Origin of the sequence: Pseudomonas sp. Os17 (assembly GCF_001547895.1) — a bacterium.
Classification (GTDB): Bacteria; Pseudomonadota; Gammaproteobacteria; order Pseudomonadales; family Pseudomonadaceae; genus Aquipseudomonas.
Genome location: NZ_AP014627.1, coordinates 4,284,211 through 4,306,189 on the forward strand (window position 1 = coordinate 4,284,211; position 21,979 = coordinate 4,306,189).

The following is a 21,979-nucleotide window of genomic DNA, read 5'->3' on the forward strand; positions in this document are numbered from 1 at the left end:
TCGGGCTCCTGGGTTGGACTCGACTACTGGTGACTGACCCAAAACACGGCCGTACCCACGACCAGTATGATCAGAAAAAGAATGGCCCAAGCATCAACGCTACTGTCACTTTTCCTTGTTTTGGTTGGATGGCTCATAGCATCGCCTCTAGTAGATTTTGTCGGTGACTGCTCAAAGACACGATCACAGTTAAGCTCAGGATTGCCCCTACCACAAATGGGGTTACTGCATCTCCCCTACCGTTAGTCGTTTTGGTTCTTTTCATATACTCAAACATCACTTTTGCGCATAACCACAAACTGGTATCGTTCGCCGGCTCCGAAGGGAGTGCGCGGCCGTGCGCGCAGATTTGCTTACATGGGTGGCGTTGAGCGTGTGCGCTGGTGTGCCACCTGTAGCCTGAGAACTGGACCTATATGTACGTATACGACGAGTACGATCAGCGGATCATCGAGGACCGCGTCAAGCAGTTCCGTGATCAGACCCGACGCTATCTGGCAGGCGAGCTGAGCGAAGAAGAATTCCGCCCCCTGCGTCTGCAGAATGGCCTCTATATCCAACGTTTTGCCCCGATGCTGCGGGTCGCCGTGCCCTACGGCCAACTGACTTCGCGCCAAGCGCGGATGATGGCCAAGATCGCCCGCGACTACGACAAGGGTTATGCGCACATCAGTACCCGGCAGAACGTGCAGTTCAACTGGCCGGCCCTGGAAGACGTGCCGGACATCCTCGCCGAGCTGGCCACCGTGCAGATGCACGCCATCCAGACCAGCGGCAACTGCCTGCGCAACGTCACCACCGACCAGTTCGCCGGTGTCGCCGCCGACGAGTTGATCGACCCGCGCCCCTGGTGCGAGATCGTCCGTCAATGGACCACCTTCCACCCGGAATTCGCCTACCTGCCGCGCAAGTTCAAGATCGCCATCAATGGCTCGACCTCCGACCGCGCGGCCATCGAAGTCCACGACATTGGCCTGGAGCCGGTGTACAACGCCGCCGGCGAGCTGGGTTTTAGGGTCCTGGTGGGTGGTGGCCTGGGCCGCACCCCGGTGGTCGGCGCCTTCATCAACGAGTTCCTGCCGTGGCAGGACCTGCTGAGCTACCTCGACGCCATCCTGCGGGTCTACAACCGCTATGGCCGTCGCGACAACAAGTACAAGGCGCGGATCAAGATCCTGGTCAAGGCCCTGACGCCTGAAGTGTTCGCCGAGAAAGTCGAGGCGGAAATGGTCCACCTGCGCGGCGGCCAGACCACCCTCACCGAAGCCGAAGTGCATCGGGTGGCCAAACACTTCGTCGACCCGGACTACAAGGCCCTGAGCAACCAGGACGCCGAACTGGCGGCCCTGGACAAGGAGCACCCGGGCTTTGCCCGCTGGCGTGCGCGCAACACCCTGGCCCACAAGAAGCCGGGCTACGTTGCCGTGACCCTGTCGCTCAAACCTACCGGCGTAGCGCCGGGGGACGTGACCGACAAGCAGTTCGACGCCATCGCCGATCTGGCCGACCGTTACAGCTTCGGCCAGTTGCGCACCTCCCATGAACAGAACGTGATTCTCGCCGACGTCGAGCAGAGCCAGCTGTTCACCCTGTGGGGCGAGCTGCGCGAAAACGGCTTCGCCACGCCGAACATCGGCCTTTTGACCGACATCATCTGCTGCCCGGGCGGCGACTTCTGCTCCCTGGCCAACGCCAAGTCGATCCCGATTGCCGAATCCATCCAGCGCCGTTTCGACGACCTGGACTACCTGTTCGACATCGGCGAGCTGGACCTGAACATCTCCGGCTGCATGAACGCCTGTGGTCACCACCACGTCGGCCACATCGGCATCCTCGGGGTGGACAAGAAAGGCGAGGAGTTCTACCAGGTGTCCCTGGGTGGCAGCGCCAGCCGCGACGCCAGCCTGGGCAAGATCCTCGGCCCGTCCTTCGCCCAGGACGACATGCCCGACGTGATCTCGAAGCTGATCGACGTGTACGTGGAACAACGCACCGAAGACGAACGCTTCATCGACACCTATCAACGTATTGGCATCGACCTCTTCAAGGAGCGCGTCTATGCAGCGAATCATTAAGAACAACGAGGTCATCGACGAGACCTGGCACCTGCTGCCCAAGGACGCGACCCTCGACGGCATCTCCAACTGCGACGACCTGATCGTGCCGCTGGCCCTGTGGCGCGACCACGCCCACGCCCTCAAGGCCCGCGATGGCGGTCTGGGCGTATGGCTGGATGCGGACGAAGAAGCCGAGGAAATCGGCGACGACGTCGAGCATTTCCAGGTCATTGCCCTGAACTTCCCGGCCTTCACCGATGGCCGCAACTACTCCAACGCCCGCCTGCTGCGTGACCGTTATGGCTACAAAGGCGAACTGCGAGCGATTGGCGACGTATTGCGCGACCAGCTGTTCTACCTGCACCGCTGCGGCTTCGACGCCTATGCCCTGCGGGCCGACAAGGACCCCTACGAAGCCCTGGAAAGCCTCAAGGACTTCTCGGTGACCTACCAGGCCGCCACTGACGAACCGCTGCCGCTGTTCCGTCGCCGCTAAGCCCTGGCGTCAACAAAAAGCCCTGAACCGGGAAACCGGTTCAGGGCTTTTTTGTATCCGCCTCTCCCATCGACCGCTGGAGCCGGCGCCTGGGACACCGGCTCCTGAAGCCGGGGCTTACCAGAACCGCTGCTGGGTCAGGCGACTCCACCAGGTCAGCAGCACGCGGTCGATGGAACCGCTGGCCGCCAGCCCCACACGCTCCTGCAAGCTCTTGCGCTCGGCATAGTGCAGGTGGAACACCTCGGCATTCTTGGCTTTTTCCGCCAGGTACTCATCGCTGGTCTGCAACTCGTCCACCAGCAGTTTTTCCTGCGCGGCCACCCCCAGCCAGACTTCACCGGTGGCCACTTCATCAATGGCCAGTTGCGGGCGATAGCGGGACACGAAGTTCTTGAACAGTTGATGGGTCACGTCCAGGTCTTCCTGGAACTTCTCCCGACCCTTCTCGGTGTTCTCGCCAAACACCGTCAGGGTGCGCTTGTACTCGCCGGCGGTGAGCACTTCAAAATCGATGTCGTGCTTCTTCAGCAGGCGATTGACGTTGGGCAACTGGGCCACCACGCCAATGGAGCCGAGGATGGCGAACGGTGCGCTGATGATCTTCTCGCCGATGCACGCCATCATGTAGCCGCCACTGGCCGCCACCTTGTCGATGCATACGGTCAAAGGCACCCCGGCCTGGCGAATACGCGCCAGTTGAGAGGACGCCAGGCCATAGCTGTGCACCATGCCGCCGCCACTTTCCAGGCGCAGCACCACTTCATCCTTGGGCGTGGCCAGGCTCAGCAAGGCGGTGATCTCGTGGCGCAGGCCTTCAGTGGCGGAGGCCTTGATATCGCCATTGAAGTCCAGCACGAACACCCGGGACTTGGCTTCGGCCGGTTGTTTCTTCTGCTTTTTCTGGCTCTTTTCGGTCTTGCTCTGGGCCTTGCGCAGGGCCTTGAGCTGATCCTTGTCCAGCAGGCTCTGCTCCAGGCGCTCGCGCAGGTCCTTGTAGAAATCATTCAGCTTGCTGACCTGCAACTGCCCGGCGCCCTTGCGGCGCCCCTTGCCGCGCAGGGCAGCGGCAGTGACCAGCACCACCAGAATGGCAACCACCAGGGTCACGGTCTTGGCCAGGAAACTGGCGTATTCGGTGAAAAACTCCACAGGGACTCCTCAAACATGAACCGCTGCCAACCAGCAGCGCAATGGGCTCAAGCATACCGGCGCGACCTGCCGGCCACCAGTCGCGAAACCTCGTGTTACGAGGCTCCAACAAGCATTTCAAACAAGCGTATGTTTTTTCATTGACAGCTCACCGGCATCCTCATAACCTCGCAAAACTTTCAACGTACCGGGACGACACGGACGTGGGCAGCATCTATTTGATTCGACATGGCCAAGCCTCTTTCGGTGCAGACGACTACGACGTGTTGTCCGCCACCGGCGTGCGCCAGGCTGCGGTGCTCGGCGAGCATCTGGCTGCGCTGGGCGTCAGCTTCGATCGCTGCCTGTCCGGCGACCTGCGGCGCCAGCAGCACACCGCACACACCGCCATGGAACAGATGAGCGCCGCCGGTGTTGACCAGCCGCCTCTGGAAATCGATGCCGCCTTCAACGAATTCGACGCCGACGCCATTATCCGCGCGCTGCTGCCCGACCTGCTGCCCCAGGAACCCGAAGCGCTGAACATCCTGCGCAACGCCGCGCAGAACCGCGCCGAGTTCCAACGCATCTTCGCCCTGATCATCCAGCGCTGGCTGGCCGGCACCTACGATCCTCCCGGGCTGGAAAGCTGGCTGGGCTTCGTCGAACGGGTCCAGGGCGGCCTGCAGCGGATTCTCGAAGCCGCGGACAACCAGCACAAGATTGCCGTGTTCACCTCCGGTGGCACCATCACCGCCCTGCTCCACCTGATCACCCGGATACCTGCCCAGCAGGCGTTCGAACTGAATTGGCAAATCGTCAACACCTCGCTCAACCAGCTGAAGTTCCGCGGGCGCGAGGTGTCTTTGGCTTCCTTCAACGGTCATGCCCATCTGCAACTGTTGAAGGCTCCGGAGCTCATCACTTTCCGTTGAGCCCGGCTTACTGTGACCCTTGCTGTAACCACCCATAAAAGGATCGAACCATGACCTCCGTAGCTGACGCCGTACAAGCCATGCAAGCCAAGTTCAACCCAGCTGCCGCTGCCGGCCTGGACCTGGTTTTCGGTTTCCGCATCGATGATTCCAAGCACTTCTCGCTGGTCGTCAAGGACAGCACCTGTGAACTCAAGGAAGGCGAAAACCCGGACGCCCAAGTCACTCTGGTAATGGACGGCGAAACCCTGGACGGCATCGTCAGCGGCGAAACCGACGGCATGCAAGCCTTCATGGGCGGCAAACTGCGCGCCGAAGGCGACATGATGCTGGCCATGAAACTGAGCGAGCTGTTCCCAGCCTAAGACCCTACAAGGTCCGGCTGCATGCAAATCCCGCCCCTGTGGCGGGATTTGTCGTTTCTGCTCCCGGCAAAGGCTCTGGCGCAAGCTTTTGCCCCAGGTCAATACCACTGGGCGGAACGCCATTTCAGGCGGCACGCTTGATTGATCTCGGTCAGTTATCCCAGCGCAGCACCCCTCTACTCTTGCGCCTCCATCGCGGCCAGGGACGGCACAGCCGGAACCCTTTGCCACTGTGCTATCACTCACGGAAGAGTCTGCTTATGCGATCACTGAAGATCATCCTGCTGTCCACCGCCTTCAACGGCCTGACCCAACGCGCCTGGCTCGACCTGCGCCAGGCCGGGCACCGCCCCAGCGTGGTGCTGTTCACCGGAGAAGAAGACGTCTGCCGGCAGATCGAAGAAGCCGAGGCCGACCTGGTGATCTGCCCGTTCCTCAAGGACCGGGTGCCGCAACGGCTGTGGAGCAACACCAAGCGCCCGGTGGTGATCATTCATCCGGGGATTGTCGGCGACCGCGGCGCCAGCGCCCTGGACTGGGCCATCAGCAAGGAACTCAAGCGCTGGGGCGTCACCGCGTTGCAGGCGGTGGAAGAAATGGACGCCGGGCCAATCTGGTCGACCCACGAATTCAACCTGCCCGCCGGCCTGCGCAAGTCCGAGCTGTACAACGGCCTGGTCAGCGACGCCGCCATCCACTGCATCCGTGACGTGGTGGAAAAATTCCGCAACGGCTTTACCCCGGTCCCTCTGGACTACGACAACCCCGCGGTGCTTGGCCGCCTGCAACCGAACATGAAGCAGTGCGACCGCACTTTCAGCTGGCACGACAGCGCGCAATTCATCAAGCGCAGCATCGACGCCGCCGACGGCCAGCCCGGCGTCCTGGCCAGCCTCGCCGGCGGCCAGTACTACGTGTACGACGCCCACCTGGACTCGCGCACCGGCATGCCCGGGCAACTGCTGGCGGTGCATGACGATGCGGTACTGGTGGCCTGCGGCGACCACAGCCTGTGGATCGGCTCTCTGCGCCTCAAGCCCCAGCCCGGCGAGGAAACCTTCAAGCGCCCGGCCCGCCACGTGCTCGGCGAGCGCCTGGCCGAGGTACCGGTGCTGGACTGGTCGGTCTCCAGCAGCCCGTTCAGCACCGAGCCCTACCAGCCGATCCGCTACCGCGAGGCCGGCCGAGTGGGCGAGCTGACCTTCGAGTTCTACAACGGCGCCATGAGCACTGAGCAATGCCAGCGCCTGGTCAGCGCCCTGCGCTGGGCCAAGGCCCGAGACACCCAGGTGCTGCTGGTGCGCGGTGGCCGCGGCGCCTTCAGCAACGGCGTGCACCTGAACGTGATCCAGGCCGCCCCGGAGCCGGGCCTTGAGGCCTGGGCCAACATCCAGGCCATCGACGACGTCTGCCTGGAACTGCTCAGCGCCCGCCAACTGGTGGTCAGCGGCCTGACCGGCAATGCCGGCGCCGGCGGCCTGATGCTGGCCCTGGCCGCGGACGTGGTCCTGGCCCGCGCCGACACCGTGTACAACCCGCACTACAAGAGCATGGGCCTGTACGGCTCCGAGTACTGGACCTACAGCCTGCCCCGCGCCGTCGGCCAGGCCATGGCCAAGCAACTGACCGAAGCCTGCCTGCCCATCAGCGCCCTCCAGGCCCTGCAGATGGGCATGGTGCAGGAGATCGGCCCACGCTGCCCGGACGAGTTCGGCCTGTGGCTGCTGCAACGGGCCAATGGCGTACTCACCGACCCGCGCTACCAGCACCTGCGCCAGCGCAAGCTGGACGCCGACCCGCAACTGATGCAGCACTGCCGCAACGCCGAGCTGGAAGAGATGCACATGGACATGGTGCAAAACCGCAAGGGCTTCGCCGAGAAGTGCAGCAACTTCGTCTACAAGCGCAAGACCTGCTGCACGCCAGAACGGCTGATCGAAGCCTGGGCCAAGCCCCAGGACATCGCCCTGGTGGGTTGATCCAAAGCCTCCCCTTCCGCAACCGTCGCCCGGCTCGCCGGGCGACGCCTTCAGCCTCGTGGCTGCAACAGCAACGCCACCAGTGCCGTCCACCCCGTCTGATGGGACGCCCCCAGCCCACGCCCAGTTTCACCATGAAAATATTCATGGAACAGCACCAGCTCGCGGTCCTCGGCCTCTACCTGCAACTGCGGATAGCCGCTCATGGACGGCCTGCGCCCTTCCTCGTCCAGCAGAAACAATCGCGTCAGGCGCTGGCTCAAGCCGTCGGCCACTTCCTCCAGGGACGCCAGGTACCCCGAACCCCGCGGGTACTCCACCGAAAAGTTGACGTCGTAGTAGCGATGAAACTCGCGCAGGGATTCGATCAGCAAGTAGTTGATCGGCATCCACAGCGGCCCGCGCCAGTTGGAGTTGCCGCCGTACAGCCGTGAATCGGACTCCGCCGGCACATAGCGGGCGCACAGTTGCTTGCCATCCACCTGCATGGCGAACGGCTGCTCGAAGGCCTTGGACAGGGAGCGGATGCCGAAGTCCGAGAGGAACTCGCGTTCATCGAGCATGCGCTTGAGCAGGTCCTTGGTGCGCTCGCCGCGCAACAGCGCCAGGAGCATGCGGTTGCCCTTGCCCGGTTCGTACCAACGCGACACCAGGCTCGCCAGGTCCGGTCGGTGATGCAAGAAGCCCAGCAGACGCTGGGCCAGCCCCGGCAGGTTCTGGTGCTCGTGCTGCTCCAGCACCTGCACCGCGAACAGCGGCATCAAGCCAACGATGGAGCGCAGGCGCAGGGGTTCGTTCTGCCCATCGGGACGGTGCAGCACGTCGTAGAAAAACTGGTCCTGTTCGTCCCACAGCCCCTCGGCGCTTTGATCCACGCGGTTGATGGCCCCGGCGATATAAAGGAAGTGCTCGAAGAACTTCACCGCAATGTCCACGTACACGCCATTGCGCTTGGCCAGCTCCAGGGCGATGCGCATCAGGTCCAGGGCGTAGGCCGCGACCCAGGCCGTACCGTCGGCCTGATCCAGGGTGAAGCCATCAGGCAACGGCGCGGAACGATCGAACAGGGCGATATTGTCCAGGCCGAGAAAGCCGCCCTGGAACAGGTTGCGGCCCTCGGCGTCCTTGCGGTTGACCCACCAGGAGAAATTCAGCAGCAGCTTGTGGAAGATGCGTTCGAGAAAGTCCAGGTCGCCCACGCCGGTCAGGGTCTTTTCCTGCTGATAGACCCGCCAGCAGGCCCAGGCGTGCACCGGCGGGTTGGCATCATCGAAGCGCCACTCGTAGGCCGGCAGCTGGCCGTTGGGGTGCATGAACCTATCCTTGACCAGCAACAGCAGTTGCTGCTTGGCAAAGCCGGGGTCGATCAGGGCGAAGGCCACCGCCTGGAAGCCCAGGTCCCAGGAGGCATACCAGGGGTATTCCCAGGTATCGGGCATGGAAACGATGTCGCAGTTGGACAGATGGCGCCAATGAGTATTGCGCAAGTGCTTGCGCTCGCTGGGGGGCGCCGGCTGCCCGGGATCGCCGTCCAGCCACCGGTTGACGTCGAAGTCATACAGTTGCTTGGACCACAGCAACCCGGCCAGGGCCTGACGCTGCACATTGCGCGCGTCCGCGCTTTCAATGCCCTGCTGCAGCGCCGCGTAGAACTCATCGGCCTCGCGCCGCCGCTGCTCGAACAGGTGGCGGGCGCTGACCGGTTCGCTGCCGGCCGGGGCAAAGCGCAGGAACAGCCGCTTGCTCTCGCCGCCCGCCAGCTCCAGGACGAAATGCGCCGCCGCCCGGGTGCCGCCATCGAAGGCCACCGCGCTGGCTTGCCCGTCCACCAGATAGTCGTTGATGCCGTCCTTGAACGGCCCCGGCGTCGCCAGCCCGTCCAGCTTGGGGAAGTTGCTGTCGTTGTTGCAGAACAGCCACTGGCAAGGCTCGGCGCCCCAGGCGGTGACCTGCCGCTCGGGCAGTTGCCCGTGCCGCGCCAGCACCCTGTCGCCCTCCAGGCGCAGGCTCGGTCGAGGCTCGTCGCCACCCCAACTCCAGGTGTTGCGCGCCCAGACCTGAGGCAGCACCCGCAGCCGCGCCGGCTGGTGGAAACGGTTGTGCACGGTGACGAGCATGAAAATGTCATCGGCCCTGTGCTTGGCGTACTCCACCGTCACATCAAAGTAACGGTTGTCCTCGAACACCCCGGTATCGAGGATCTCGTACTCGGCATCCTTCAGGCCGCGCCGGGCGTTTTCCGCCACCAGGTCGGCATAGGGAAAGGCCGCCTGGGGGTACTTGTAGAGCATGCGCATGTAGGCATGGCTGGGCACGCCGTCGAGGTAGAAGTACAGCTCCTTGACGTCCTCGCCGTGGTTGCCCTCGGCATTGTCCAAGCCGAACAGACGCTCCTTGAGAATGCTGTCGTGCTCGTTCCACAACGCCAGCCCCAGGCACCAGTGCTGGGCCTTGTCGGAAAACCCCGCCAGCCCGTCCTCGCCCCAGCGGTAGGCGCGGCTGCGTGCATGCTCATGGGGGAAGTAGCTCCAGGCATCGCCATCGGCGCTGTAGTCCTCGCGCACCGTGCCCCACTGCCGCTCACTCAGGTACGGGCCCCACTGGCGCCAGTGCTCGGCCTCGCTGCCTTGCAGGCGCTGGCCTTCAAGGGTGTCGAGAAGGCGGGGGGCAGACTTTGCCGGCATGAGAGGTGTCCTTGGCCACGAAGATGAGTTGCAGTGTAGGAGCGAGCGGTCCCTCTGCCCCGTGACAAATGTTTCACGGTGCAAACGTCCACGGCGACGAAACCCCCGCGCAAAGCCCGTTCCAGAGCCTGTGCGGTTAAATTTTCCGCCCCTGGCTCGTTATAATCGGCAACCCTTTTATGGCCATGCGGATTCGATGATGTTCAGTTGCAAAGCGTTTTTCCCCAGCCTGTTACTGATGGCAGCCTGTTCGGCCCAGGCCGCCGGCCTTGACCTGAGCTACCCGCAGCCTCCGTTGCCGGCCACCGCCCAGGCCCCGGCACCAGAGAGCGACACGCCGAAGCTCAAGTTGCAGTTCAAGCCGGCCATCAGCTACGAGCACCACTGCAGCGGCCAGTGCACCTACGAAACCAATATCGACCAGCTGCACGAACGCGAAACCCGCCACAGCGCAAGCGTCGGCTTCGACTGATCCCCGCCATTGAACCTGCGGCACGCTTGATCCACACTCGCGCTCCTGAGTCCTACAGCAAACTGAGAAAGTCCTGTCCTGCCAGTGCCTTGTCCCGTTCTGGAGTGCATGCCTATAGTCCCGGTTCGTCCTGATGACGAACGGGTTTGGCGACCCTGTGAATGGAACGAAGCGAAGCGCTGGCAGATTGGTCAGGGCTTTTGTTATCGCATGACCGCTTGATGGCGGCTGTGCGCGGGAGACCTTCGGGTCTGTCGGTTCTTCCATTCCCGGCTCGCCAACCCGCGTACAGCTGCCACCCTTTTGTTTGGCGACGATTGAGTGACAGCGCTCACCCCTGAATGGAGTTGGACTCATGAATCGCTACATGCCGATCACCGGCCACGACTGCACCATTCCTTCCCTGCTGATCGATACCCAGGCCCCTGCCGATGTGCTGTACGAAGCAGCCGCCTATCGCATCCGCGCCGTCACTCAACTGCTGGAAAACTTCGCCACCCGCCCCGACATCCCCGGCGATGCCGTGGTGCTGCAAGAGCTGGCGCTGATCTGCGCCATTCCGCTGCGCGATGGCTGCGATGTGCTGGATGTGCTGGGCCGTCAGTTGCGCACCCAGGCCATAAGTTGAACCCCGTCAACGGCGAGGGCAATGCCGCCCTCGCCATTGGCAACTGCATGGACGTCATATGCCCAATAGAGGTTTTTACCTGAGCTTTCTCTATCCAGGCATATAGAGAAACTGAAGAGCACCGAACTACCAGATCAATCGCCACATACAATAAGAGAATCCTCACAGACATAACGCTTTTTGAAAGATCTAATCATCCGAGCTTTTTCGATTTTCCTGGAGGACAAACACTGCACCCCGACTTAAAACCTCTCCTGCTAATTTGCCAAGCAGTCTGACCACACAGACAAAAAACCTAATTGCGACGAGCATTGAAGCTCAACACCTCACAATTGATACGAACATTAATAGATCGTTCAATAACAATCAGGAAGATTGTGCAATGGCCAATCCTTTATGGTCTCATACCGCTATAACGACCCCCTCTCGCGGCGCCCCCCAGAGAGTTACCGTTGATATAACTCGGTACGTCAATAAAATTCACAACGAAAGTGGCTGGCTGCTTGTCGGCATGGACAATGTCCCTCGCGAGAATTGGCCACAGCTTTTCAAGTATTGCAAGGTTACATTAATAACCACTAAAGATAATAAGACATATTTCAAAGTCCTTGAAGGAGCTCACAAAGGAAAAGTTGCATTCCTATCAGAAACAAACGCAAAGGAATACCTTGGAAAAATCGCACCAAAACAGAAGCCTATCGAGCTTGTCATGAACTACGAACGCTTAGACCAAAACTGGAAATCAATAACTAGAAACGAACATCTCCCACAACAAATAGCAAATGGAAACATCAACAATCTCAACTTCAAAGCAACGATGAATACAGTATGGAACGGTATATACTTCCCTATTCCACCTGGCACTTACAAGATATTGCTACCTGACTTCCCTCACTCGAAAAACTACACCCAACAATATAAAAAAGAGTTTCCCAACCTGTCTCACCATCAAGTATGGTTCCCCATTGATCATGGTGACAGGAGCAGATACGTTCACGTAGGTAATGTATCGGAAGGGTGCATCACTGTCATAAGCCTGGATAAATGGTCTGAAATTCAAGAAATGCTGATTAGCCATCGCTCCTCCGATGGGAAAAGCGTGGGCAACCTTATTGTAAAAGGCAAGCCAGAGAGAGCAAATTAATGCGCAAAAAAAATTTATACGCATGGTCCATCCTCACTGCATCGCTCACCACCCTACCTCATATAAATGCGTGCGCATCAGATACTGACGAACGCTACATAACCGACTGGGAATTTTTCAACCAGATCATAAAAAGATATAAATCCGGAATAAAAAACAAAAAAGATATTGAAAACTCAAGCAAAGCTGAAGCAAGGGGAAAAGAGGCATTTCTAAACAATGATTATGTAAAAGCTGAATTCCATGGTTATGGCGACGCACTGGCCTGGATTCCCAGGCCAGAGTACTACTTTATAATTGGCGACATACAACTACGCAGCAAGTTGCACCTTCATACTGAATCACCTTATTCCACCCCAGAATACAAAGCCTGCTGGGACAAATACCTGTTCGCCCTGGATGCACGCAGGAGCGTAATAGACCACTTTGAAAGAGGCTTTAGCTTAACTGCAGAGTTGGATTTATCTGCCACTAAAAACTCGAAAATCTACCAACAAGCCCTGACCAATGCAGCCTGCTTTGCCCGACTGACCAGCAAGTACTCCGAAGGCGTCGGCCCTCAGTGCGTGCCGGTCGAAGAAGTCAAAAGCTGCCTCGGTAGCCCCCTGCTGTTCTTGTATCACTAGAAAATCTGAGGCCGGTATCCAACAGTCATCGTGCGCAGGGATCGGCTGGTCATGGGTAATTCTGAGGCCGCCTTCGCGGGCAAGCCAGCGCCCATGAAAGCCTTGCGTGCACTAGAACTGTCGAGGCTCCGTTTGCGGGCGCTGACCTGGGTCGGATGAGAGGTTTGCAAAACACTAGCCGGTATCAGGGCATACCTTATCTGGCCTTACATTTATCCAACTCATCTTGAGTGGTTAACGTTGTCGCCAAACCCAACCGATATTTACAGTAGGCAATAACTTTCCGCCTCTCCAGGTCGCTTAATTCGGAGAGCGACTTATCGTCTGCCTCATAGGCAAAGATATTTTCAAACGCCATTTGAAAAGTTGGATACCTCTTGATGAAAAAAACTTTTTCCGGATAGGCGTCCTCCATCTTTTCGTAGAAACCAATGTATAGATAAGCGACCAGCAGAACAGACAATACAAAAAATAGATTTTTCATTTGGACAGCGGCGGCAATAGTTGGGTTTTGACTCGTAGTTTTCGCACTAACTCAATTCCAATGTTACTAGGGCAAATTTTTCCTTCACTCCAAGCACAGCCCCACTGAACCGGTAGGAGCCGGTTTGCCGGCGAAGAGGCCCGTGAGCCTTGTGCAAACCCTGAGGCCCTCTTCGAGGGCAAGCCCGCTCCTACAGCGATCGGTCGCAGTAGTACCGATACAGGTCTTCGTCCGGCCAAACCTCCTCGTAAACACTGATAAGCCCCGCCAAGGCATGACTGCGAGGATTGATGGACGGCTGGTAAAGCGCCAAGGCGAAGCACTTGACCTCCTCCCATTGCAGCTCCCGCATGCAGAACTCCACAACTTCCAAGGGCGTGACGCGGGAAGAAAGCATGATCTTGAATTTCTCGACAAACAGATCCCGGGCCTGTGGATGAGACTTCACCAGTTTCAGGATATCCAGCAAACGCGACTCGAAGCCCCCGTCACCCGTCTCGTCATAGGACAAAGCGACCAGTACACAGAGCTGGTCGAAGGTATCACTGATGCTAGTCATTGCTGTTCTGCCCCATCCCTGAATCCGCTTGAATATCTGTCACGATGAAGCGCACAACTTGAGATGAACCGCCGCGCCGGCTTGCTGGCGAAAAAGGTCCGCGAACCTTGTACAGAAAAGCCGTCTTCGCTGGCAAGTCAGTACTTACATAAGCAAGCGCTGAGCGAGGAGGTTGATTGCCTCGCCCTTGGCAACAGCACACAGGTTTTGTCTGAAGCCGTTCTTTTCGTTCGGAGCACAAACTACCGGGAGACATGGAGCGGCCGAAAAAATAGCCTTCTAACAGACCAATCACCACTGACAATAAGAAAACTCCCACATACATCCTGCCTTCTGAAAGCTCTACTTGATCGCACGTTCACTGTTCGAGACAAAGCAATTCGATGATTTTTTTGAGCCAATAACAGGTGCCGGCCTGCTATTAACTCAACCCGCGCGCACCATGACTTTCAATTGCCAGCAGCATGGAGCCTCAACAGTTCACGATCAATACAATCACCGACCAGCTCATCAAAAAAACACTCAGGGAGACTGGGCAATGACTAACCCTTTATGGTCAGGCAGCGGCACAACAGCGACTACTCCAGGACATATCCAGCAAGTATTTGCGGATATCACGCGCTACATCAACAAAGTCCCCAACGAAAGTGGCTGGCTGCTTGTTGGCATGGACAACGTCCCTCGCGAGAACTGGCCATTTCTTTTCAAGTATTGCAAGGTCACATTAACGTTCACAAAAAATCAGAAAACATACTTCAGGATTCTGGAGGGCGCGCACAAAGGTAAAACCGCATTTCTATCTGAAGCCAATGCCAAGGAATACCTTGGCAAAATTGCGCCTAAAAAGAAGCCTATCGAACTTGTCATGGTCTACGGGCGCTTCAACGACAAGTGGATGTCAATCACCAGAGATAGAGCATTACCGCAACAGCTGGCCAATGGGACGCTCGATGGCATTCACTTCGAAGCTGCCATGAATACAGTCTGGGACCTTAGATACTCTCCCATACCGCCGGGTACTTACAGCATCCTCTTACCCGATGTACCACACGCAAAAGACTATACCGAGCCATACAAGGCAGAGTACCCCAACCTGTCCCACCACCAAGTGTGGTTTCCAATTGATCATGGAGATAGGAGCCGGTACGTTCACGTCGGCAATGTCTCGGAAGGATGTGTCACCGTTGTCAGTTTGAATCGATGGTCTGCGATTCATGAAGCGCTTGTCAGTCATCGCAGTCCCGATGGCAACAGCGTGGGAACTCTTATTGTCAAAGGCAAACCAGCGAGAACACAATGATGAGAACTCTCACTCTTAACATCCTTTGTTTTTTTAGCATGTCCCTGGTTCCCCTCCACGATGCAACAGCATTCGCAATGGATGCTGACGACAGGTACATAACAAACTGGGAGGCGCTCAAGCGAGTTGTGAAGAATTATAAAAAAGGAATCAACAACCAGAAAAACATCAAATACGCAAAAGAAGCCGAGGCACGGGGCAAAGCCGCCTTTCTCAACGGCGACTATGCAAAAGCAGACTACCGCGGCTACGGAGACGCAATAGCCTGGATTCCTCGGCCAGAGTATTACTTCATCGTGGGCGATCTCAATATGCGCAGCAAGTTATCCCTCCATACCGACTCACCTTATTCCACCCCGCAATACAAGGCCTGTTGGGACAAATACCTGTTCGCGCTGGATGTCGAGAAAAGTGTCGGAAACCTCTTTGAAACAGGCTTTAGTCTGACCGCCGAGTTGGATTTATCTGCCACTAAAAACTCGAAAATCTACCAACAAGCCCTGACCAATGCAGCCTGCTTTGCCCGACTGACCAGCAAGTACTCCGAAGGCGTTGGCCCTCAGTGCGTGCCGGTCGAAGAGGTCAAAAGCTGCCTCGGTAGCCCCCTGCTGTTCTTGTATCACTAGAAGAATCCGAGGCTGCCTTCGCGGGCAAGCCCGCTCCTACACAAGTTTCCGGCATTAGGTGGGATGCGTGGGGGCGCAATGGATGATGCAGGGAGACACCACCGCAGTGCTCACAAAAACGCAACACCACGCTGCGTCCTTTGTGATGGTTGGGCTAAGGTGCAAGCGCTACAGTCGGGTCATCAGCAACCCGACTGACGCCCGACACAAGGATGCGTTCGATGACTGATTTGCACGATCTATCCACCGCCCAGTTGCTGGCGCAGTTCGCCAGCCGCCAGCTCTCGCCCCTGGACTACTACGACCATCTGCTGGCCCACATCGGGCGCTGGGAGCCGCATATCCGTGCGCTCTACGCCTTCGATCCGGAGCAGGTACGCCTGCTGGCCCGGGCCTCCACCGAGCGCTGGAACAAGGGCACCCCCAATGGCCCGCTGGACGGGATTCCGGTGACGATCAAGGAACTGATCGCCACCCAGGGCACGCCGATTCCCCTGGGCAGCGCGGCCACCGCCCTGAAGCCGGCCCTGCAGGATGCGCCACCGGCCGCGCGGATGCGCGAGGCCGGGGCGATCATCCTGGCCAAGACCACGGTGCCGGATTTCGGCATGTTGTCTTCGGGGCTGTCGAGCTTCCACGGCATTACCCGCAATCCCTGGAACACTGCCTGCAATACCGGTGGCTCCAGTTCCGGGGCCGCGGCCGCAGCGGCTGCCGGTTACGGGCCGCTGCACATCGGCACCGACATCGGCGGCTCGGTGCGTCTGCCGGCCGCCTGGTGCGGATTGGTGGGGTTCAAGCCAACCCTGGGGCGGATTCCCATCGATCCGTATTACACCGGGCGTTGCGCCGGGCCCATGACCCGCAGTGTCGAGGATACGGTGCTGCTGATGCGCTACCTGGCCAAGCCCGACGCCCGCGACGCCACCAGCCTGCCGCCCTTGACCGGCGACTGGAGCGATGAACCGGTGTCGGTCAACGGCTTGAAGATCGGCCTGATGCTGGAGCCCGGCGCCGGGCTGCAGCCGGAAGGTTTTGTCTGTGAGGCGGTGGAGCGCGCCGCGAAATGGTTCGAAAGCCACGGCGCCCAGGTCCGCACCCTGGCGCCGATCATGGACCGCACGCAACTGGACGGCCTGGACCGCTTCTGGCGCGCCCGGCAATGGGCGGAACTCTCGGCCCTGGGCGCCGAGCAGTTTGCCAAGGTGCTGCCCTATATCCGCGACTGGGCGGCGCCGGGGGCCGAGCTGTCCGGGGTCGAGGCGGTGCAGGGCTTCAACCAGACCTTCGAGATGCGCCGACGCGCCGCCCAGGTGTTCAGCGAGTTCGACCTGGTGCTGTCGCCGACCAACCAGATCAACAGCTTTCCCGCGCAGTGGCCGTCGCCAAGCAACGACCCGCAACAGCCGTTCGAGCACATCGTCTTCACCCTGCCCTGGAACATGGGCGAACAACCGGCGCTGTCGATCAACTGCGGTTTTGCCGCCGATGGCCTGCCCATCGGCCTGCAGATGATCGCCCCGCGCTTTGCCGATCAATGGCTGCTGCAAGTGGCCAAGACCTATGAGAGCTGGCGCGGAGCAATCCACAGCTGGCCGAATTCGCCGTCTCACTGACACACCGAAACTGCCACCTTCACCCCTGCCCCGGGCCTCGCCGCCCGGGGCCTGGGCAACCTATGAATAAAAATTCGAGGGGCCAGTATGCACAGCCAAGCGTCCAATCCATCCACCACACCCGAGCCCGAAACGCCCACCGCGGCGGGGGGCAAGCGCAGCGTGTTCGCGGTGATCCTCGGCAATGCCGTGGAGTTCTTCGATTTCGGGGTCTACGCCACCTTCGCGGTGATGATCGGCCACACCTTCTTTCCCTCCGACAGTGCCTTCGTCAGCCTGATGCTGTCGGTCACCGCCTTCGGCGTCGGCTTTATCGTGCGGCCCCTGGGGGCGGTGCTGATCGGTGCCTACGCCGACCGGGTCGGACGCAAGCCGGCGATGCTCCTGACCCTGGTGATGATGGCCGTGGGCACCGGCAGCATCGCCATCCTGCCCAGCTACGAGAGCATCGGCATCGCCGCGCCGATCCTGCTGGTGCTCACCCGGCTGATCCAGGGCCTGGCCTGGGGCGGCGAGGCCGGCCCCGCCACCACCTACATCCTCGAAGCCGCGCCAGCGCACAAGCGTGGCACCTACGCCTGCTGGCAGGTGGTGGCCCAGGGCGTGGCCGCCATGGCCGCCGGCACCGTGGGCTACACCCTGACCCAGGTGCTGTCCCCCGAGGACCTCAACACCTGGGGCTGGCGCGTGCCGTTCGTGTTCGGCCTCCTGGTGCTGCCAATCGGCATCTACATCCGCCGCAACCTGGCGGAAACCTTCCACGGCCAGGGTGAGCAGGCCAGCACCGGCAGCCTGGTGCGCCAAGTGTTCGGCGAACATCGCCGGGCCCTGGTGCTGGGGTTGCTGATTCTCTCCGGCAGCACCATCACCCAGTACTTCATCAACTACATGACCACCTTCGCCCTCACCGAGCTCAAGCTGCCCACCAGCATCTCCATGCTCTCGACCCTGGTGGCCGGCGCGGCGATGGCGGTGTGCGCGATTGCCGGCGGCATGCTCTGCGACCGTTTCGGCCGCCGCACCATCCTCATGGCACCAAGAGTGGTGCTGTTGCTGGTGCTGTTCCCGGCATTGCAACTGATGACCGAACACCCCAGCCCGGCCACCTTCCTCTTGACCCTGGCGGTGCTCTCCGGCCTGCACGGCATGAGCGGCGCGGCGCTGATCGTGCTGCTGGTGGAGAGCTTTCCCAAGGCGGTGCGCTCCACCGGTTTCTCCATCGTCTACGCCTTTGGCGTGGCGGCTTTTGGCGGCACCGCGCAGATCATCATCACCTGGCTGATCGGCACCACCGGCAACCCGATGTCGCCGGTGGGCTACCTGTTGGTGGCCAACCTGGTGTGCCTGACCGCGGCCTGGTTCGCCAAGGAAACCCGCCCGCAGACACCCGGGCGCAGCCACCCCGGCCAACGGCTCGCAGAAGCCCGCGCCCGCTGAGCATTCGCCTCACGGCCCGACACCCTTTTACGGCACCGCGTTTTTCTCTACCCTGCCGGCCGCGCATGACCGCGGTTGGGCGGAGGACCGACGCCTTTGATTTGTGGGGAAGCACCATGCAACAGCCTGTACTGTTCACCCTGGCACTGGCGGCCAGTAGCGCCGTCATCGCCCAGGACAACCCGCGCCCGAGCCAGCAGGACCAGGCGCCGGGGTTCATCCAGGGCAGCCACCTGGACCTCAACCTGCGCCACTACTATTCCAACCAGCACACCCAGCGCGACACCTACCTGAGCATCAAGAAGCCCGACGGCATCGAACGCACCCGGGTGCGGGAAACCTGGGTACAGACCGGCATGCTCAAGTACAGCTCGGGCTACACCCAGGGCCTGATCGGCCTGGGCGTGGATGCCGCGCTGTTCAGCGCGGTGAACCTGGAGCGCGGTCATGGCCGGGTGGCCAATGGCGGCGACCGGGTGCTGGTGGACAGCGACGGCGACGCCCTGCCCACCTGGAGCCGCCTGGGCATCGGCGATGTGCGCTTGCGCCTGTCCAACACCGAGCTCAAGGCCGGGCGCCTGATGACCGACAACCCGGTGCTGCGTTTCAAGGACAACCGCGCCCTGCCCTCAAGCTTTCAGGGCGTGGGCCTGTACAGCAACGAAACCGATTGGCTGGCGCTGCAGGCGGGCAGCTTCGACCGGGCCATCCCGCGCACCGGCACCGGCAGCGAGCGCCTGACCACCACCTTCGGCAACCGCGCCTACAGCGGTGAGCGCATCAGCTACCTGGGGGCCACCGTGAAACCCGGCCCGGGCCTGGAAGGCAGCCTCTACGCCTCGCGCTTCGAGAACATGTGGGACCAGTACTACCTGGGCCTGACCCACCGAGCCGGGGACAAAAGCCAGCTGGCGCTGAAGACCGCGTTCAACTACTACCACACCCAAGACCAGGGCCAGCAGCGCCTGGGCTACATCGACAACGACGCCCTGAGCCTGGCCATCACCGGCAGCCATCAGGCCCATAGCCTGACCCTGGCCTGGCAGCAGGTGTTCGGCAACGAGTACTTCGACTATGTCTGGGAGTCCACCGGCAACTACATGGCCAACTCCTTGTACTCGGACTACAACGGCCCCAATGAAAAGTCCTGGCAGCTGCGCTACGACCTGGATTTTACCGCCTACGGCGTGCCCGGGCTGAGCGCCAGCCTGTGGCACGCCAAGGGCTGGGACATCGATGGCACGCACTACGACGGCGATCGCAACGGCCGCAACCGCGGCTACAACGTGCGCGGCCTGGACGGCGCCAAGCACGACGAAAACGGCCTGATGCTGGCGTATGTGGTGCAATCCGGGCGGCTCAAGGATGCAGTGCTGCGCACCATCGTCTACAACCACCGCGCCAGCGGCGGGCAGATCGACGGCAGCTATGACGAGTTCCGCCTGGTGGGCAACTTTCCGTTCAAGTTGTTCTAAGGAATGGGGCGGTGCGATGGCAAGAGATCGCCAGGCAAGGTCCTGCGGACCTTGTCGCAGCCTCGCCACCGGCTCGGCAGCGGCTACAGCCACCCCTGAACGATCGTGTAGCCGCTGCCGCAGGCTGCGTACGGCTGCGCAGCAGACGCAACGATTTCAAATCCACCCGGTGGTGGTCGGCGGGTGATCGCCAGGCAAGGTCCTGCGGACCTTGTCGCAGCCTCGCCACAGGCTCGGCAGCGGCTACAGGGTCATGTATGCAGGGACTCAATCGACCAGGGCGTAGCGCTGCATCGCCCGGGCGAGCATGTCCTGGCATTTCAGGGTGGCCACCGACAAGGGGCGGTTGCGCACCACGCACAGGTCGACGCGGATCCGCTCCAGGGACTCGTCGTCGATCGGCACCGCCACCAGGCCATCCCCCAGGTCCCGGGCCTCGGCATCCACCTGGGGCAGGATCAGCACCGCCGCGCGCTGGCGGGCCAGGCTTTTCTGCACCTCCAGGGAACTGGTGGTGAACACCGGCAGAATGCTCACCCCGCGCTTCTTCGCCGCCCCTTCCAGGGCCTGGCGCACGCCGTAGGCGGAATCGGGAATCGCCAGGGGCTGGCCCTGCAGGTCCGCCAGGCGAATGCTCGGGCACTGGGCAAACGGGTGCTCGGCGCTGACCAGCACCCGGTGCCACAACTGGCAATGGGCGGTCACGTCCACCTCGGCCCGCTCCGGCAGGTAGAAGGCCAGCCCCAGGTCGGCCTCGCCACTGCACAGGGCATCCAGGGTGGCGCCGGCACTGGCGATGACGATATTGAAGGTGACTTTCGGATGGGCCCGGTTGAACGCCGCAAGCACCGGCGCCAGCACGCTGGAAACGATACTTTCCGACACATGGATGCTGACGTTACCCGCCACCTGGCTCTGGCGACTGGCGATCACGTCGCGCACCTGATCGAAGCCGCGCAAGGTCGAGCTGACCTGCTCGGCCAGGCACTCGCCTTCCACCGTCAGGCGGATGCCCCGCGGGCCGCGCTCGATCAGCGCAGTGCCGAAGAAGTGCTCCAGCTGCTCGATCTGCCGGCTCACGGCGGTAGGCGTCACGTACAGACGCTCGGCCGCCTGACGCAGGGAGGCACACCGGGCCACCTCGTGGAAGTAACGCAACGCTCGTAACTGCATGGCCACAGGCCCCCTCGCTGAACGGATCCAGCAGGCACGCAATTACTGCGCCAGCCCTTGGCCAATCGCTCCTGACTCCGCGGATGTCACACAAAAGATTGATCTGCACGGTGCCCCTGCCTAACCTGCTAGAGCGCCGACGCCTCCTTCGGCAAGCACCATTCCCCGCGCCCTGGCCGGCCCGTTTGCAAGGAATTTCCATGAACACTCTGCCCCGCACCGCATCCCTAGCCTCACTTCTCGCCGCTCTGGCGCTGCTCGGCGCCTGCTCCAGCGTGACCCGGGAAATCAGGCAGGAACCCACCATCACCTCCGCCGGGATCCTGGCCTTTCGCGATATCTGCCTGAAATCCGCGCCGTCCTTCGCCGGTGCCGAAACCGCCGCCCGGGCCCATGGCATTCTTGAACTCACCGATGCCGGCTTCGCCAAGATGGGCATGAACGAGGACCAGACCCTGGGGGTCCAGGTCCAGGCCGGCAAGGAATGCGCTATCACCACCCCGAGCCAGAACGACAGCTCGCTGACCCAGCAGTTTCTGAGCATGGCCGGCAAGTTTTCCAGCACCCCGCTGGCCCAGAGCGTGCCGACCAAGATCACCCTCGACGGGCAGACCTTCATCCTCATGCACGATCGCCGTGGCGGTGAGGCCTATGTGCTGCTGAAGGCGCCGTAACCCGTTGCCAGCCCTCGCAGACAGACCTCCGATCTGACGCCGGCCACCTGCCCTCGGTCCTTGAGCGGCAGGTGCAACAGCGCAAACTTCCCACTTGAGAACGACCCTCAAGGACAGC

The 21,979-nt window shown here is 60.9% G+C and carries 19 protein-coding genes; 15 read left to right on the top strand and 4 right to left on the bottom strand.

The window, feature by feature from the left end:
• Positions 1-416: 416 nt before the first annotated feature.
• On the top strand, positions 417-2,075 hold the full coding sequence (locus POS17_RS18800) for a nitrite/sulfite reductase (protein ID WP_047305033.1): 1,659 nt from the start codon (positions 417-419) through the stop codon (positions 2,073-2,075).
• Entirely contained in the window at positions 2,059-2,553 is a 495-nt protein-coding gene (locus POS17_RS18805) for a DUF934 domain-containing protein (RefSeq protein ID WP_016966421.1), read from the top strand. Before POS17_RS18800 ends, POS17_RS18805 begins: the two co-directional genes overlap by 17 nt.
• Before the next feature lie 117 nt (positions 2,554-2,670).
• On the opposite strand, the gene sohB is transcribed toward POS17_RS18805, so the two are convergent.
• Entirely contained in the window at positions 2,671-3,705 is a 1,035-nt protein-coding gene (gene sohB, locus POS17_RS18810; protein ID WP_060839972.1) for a protease SohB, read from the bottom strand.
• Positions 3,706-3,908: 203 nt separating this feature from the next.
• Here sohB and POS17_RS18815 point away from each other — a divergent pair, with 203 nt between their 5' ends.
• The 3 genes from POS17_RS18815 (at position 3,909) to POS17_RS18825 (ending at position 6,963) form a co-directional block, all read left to right on the top strand.
• Positions 3,909-4,619, top strand: a complete 711-nt coding sequence (locus POS17_RS18815; RefSeq protein WP_060839973.1) for a histidine phosphatase family protein — start codon at positions 3,909-3,911, stop codon at positions 4,617-4,619.
• Between the two features lie 50 nt (positions 4,620-4,669).
• The gene (locus POS17_RS18820) at positions 4,670-4,984 is read left to right on the top strand and encodes an SCP2 sterol-binding domain-containing protein (RefSeq protein ID WP_011061945.1); all 315 of its coding nucleotides are present in this window, start codon (positions 4,670-4,672) and stop codon (positions 4,982-4,984) included.
• 260 nt (positions 4,985-5,244) lie between these two features.
• Entirely contained in the window at positions 5,245-6,963 is a 1,719-nt protein-coding gene (locus tag POS17_RS18825) for a hydrogenase maturation protein (protein ID WP_060839974.1), read from the top strand.
• A 50-nt stretch (positions 6,964-7,013) separates the two neighbouring features.
• On the opposite strand, the gene POS17_RS18830 is transcribed toward POS17_RS18825, so the two are convergent.
• Positions 7,014-9,647: an MGH1-like glycoside hydrolase domain-containing protein gene (locus POS17_RS18830; protein ID WP_060839975.1), complete on the bottom strand. Its 2,634-nt coding sequence runs from the start codon at positions 9,645-9,647 to the stop codon at positions 7,014-7,016.
• Between the two features lie 199 nt (positions 9,648-9,846).
• Here POS17_RS18830 and POS17_RS18835 point away from each other — a divergent pair, with 199 nt between their 5' ends.
• The 4 genes from POS17_RS18835 (at position 9,847) to POS17_RS31850 (ending at position 12,517) form a co-directional block, all read left to right on the top strand.
• Entirely contained in the window at positions 9,847-10,119 is a 273-nt protein-coding gene (locus POS17_RS18835; protein ID WP_231978970.1) for a hypothetical protein, read from the top strand.
• 355 nt (positions 10,120-10,474) lie between these two features.
• A complete protein-coding gene (locus tag POS17_RS18840) occupies positions 10,475-10,747 on the top strand; it encodes a hypothetical protein (protein WP_060839977.1) in 273 nt (90 codons plus the stop codon).
• Positions 10,748-11,129: 382 nt separating this feature from the next.
• Entirely contained in the window at positions 11,130-11,891 is a 762-nt protein-coding gene (locus POS17_RS31845; RefSeq protein ID WP_129405725.1) for a hypothetical protein, read from the top strand.
• Positions 11,891-12,517 carry a hypothetical protein gene (locus POS17_RS31850; RefSeq protein ID WP_129405726.1) on the top strand — a complete coding sequence of 209 codons (627 nt, stop codon included), beginning with the start codon at positions 11,891-11,893 and terminating at the stop codon, positions 12,515-12,517. Before POS17_RS31845 ends, POS17_RS31850 begins: the two co-directional genes overlap by 1 nt.
• 674 nt (positions 12,518-13,191) lie before the next feature.
• On the opposite strand, the gene POS17_RS18850 is transcribed toward POS17_RS31850, so the two are convergent.
• Positions 13,192-13,560 carry a hypothetical protein gene (locus tag POS17_RS18850; protein ID WP_060839979.1) on the bottom strand — a complete coding sequence of 123 codons (369 nt, stop codon included), beginning with the start codon at positions 13,558-13,560 and terminating at the stop codon, positions 13,192-13,194.
• A gap of 346 nt (positions 13,561-13,906) precedes the next feature.
• Here POS17_RS18850 and POS17_RS18855 point away from each other — a divergent pair, with 346 nt between their 5' ends.
• The 5 genes from POS17_RS18855 (at position 13,907) to POS17_RS18875 (ending at position 20,014) form a co-directional block, all read left to right on the top strand.
• A complete protein-coding gene (locus POS17_RS18855) occupies positions 13,907-14,860 on the top strand; it encodes a hypothetical protein (RefSeq protein ID WP_129405727.1) in 954 nt (317 codons plus the stop codon).
• Positions 14,861-14,937: 77 nt separating this feature from the next.
• Positions 14,938-15,486: a hypothetical protein gene (locus POS17_RS18860; RefSeq protein ID WP_148654984.1), complete on the top strand. Its 549-nt coding sequence runs from the start codon at positions 14,938-14,940 to the stop codon at positions 15,484-15,486.
• A 221-nt stretch (positions 15,487-15,707) separates the two neighbouring features.
• The gene (locus tag POS17_RS18865) at positions 15,708-17,102 is read left to right on the top strand and encodes an amidase (protein ID WP_060839982.1); all 1,395 of its coding nucleotides are present in this window, start codon (positions 15,708-15,710) and stop codon (positions 17,100-17,102) included.
• 87 nt (positions 17,103-17,189) lie between these two features.
• Positions 17,190-18,539 carry a citrate-proton symporter gene (locus POS17_RS18870; RefSeq protein ID WP_060839983.1) on the top strand — a complete coding sequence of 450 codons (1,350 nt, stop codon included), beginning with the start codon at positions 17,190-17,192 and terminating at the stop codon, positions 18,537-18,539.
• Between the two features lie 116 nt (positions 18,540-18,655).
• Entirely contained in the window at positions 18,656-20,014 is a 1,359-nt protein-coding gene (locus POS17_RS18875; protein WP_060839984.1) for an OprD family outer membrane porin, read from the top strand.
• A gap of 267 nt (positions 20,015-20,281) precedes the next feature.
• On the opposite strand, the gene POS17_RS18880 is transcribed toward POS17_RS18875, so the two are convergent.
• Complete coding sequence (locus POS17_RS18880; RefSeq protein ID WP_060839985.1) at positions 20,282-21,187, bottom strand: LysR family transcriptional regulator; 906 nt, start codon at positions 21,185-21,187, stop codon at positions 20,282-20,284.
• 200 nt (positions 21,188-21,387) lie between these two features.
• Here POS17_RS18880 and POS17_RS18885 point away from each other — a divergent pair, with 200 nt between their 5' ends.
• Positions 21,388-21,861, top strand: coding sequence for a hypothetical protein (locus tag POS17_RS18885; RefSeq protein ID WP_060839986.1), 474 nt, complete (start codon positions 21,388-21,390; stop codon positions 21,859-21,861).
• Positions 21,862-21,979: the final 118 nt, after the last annotated feature.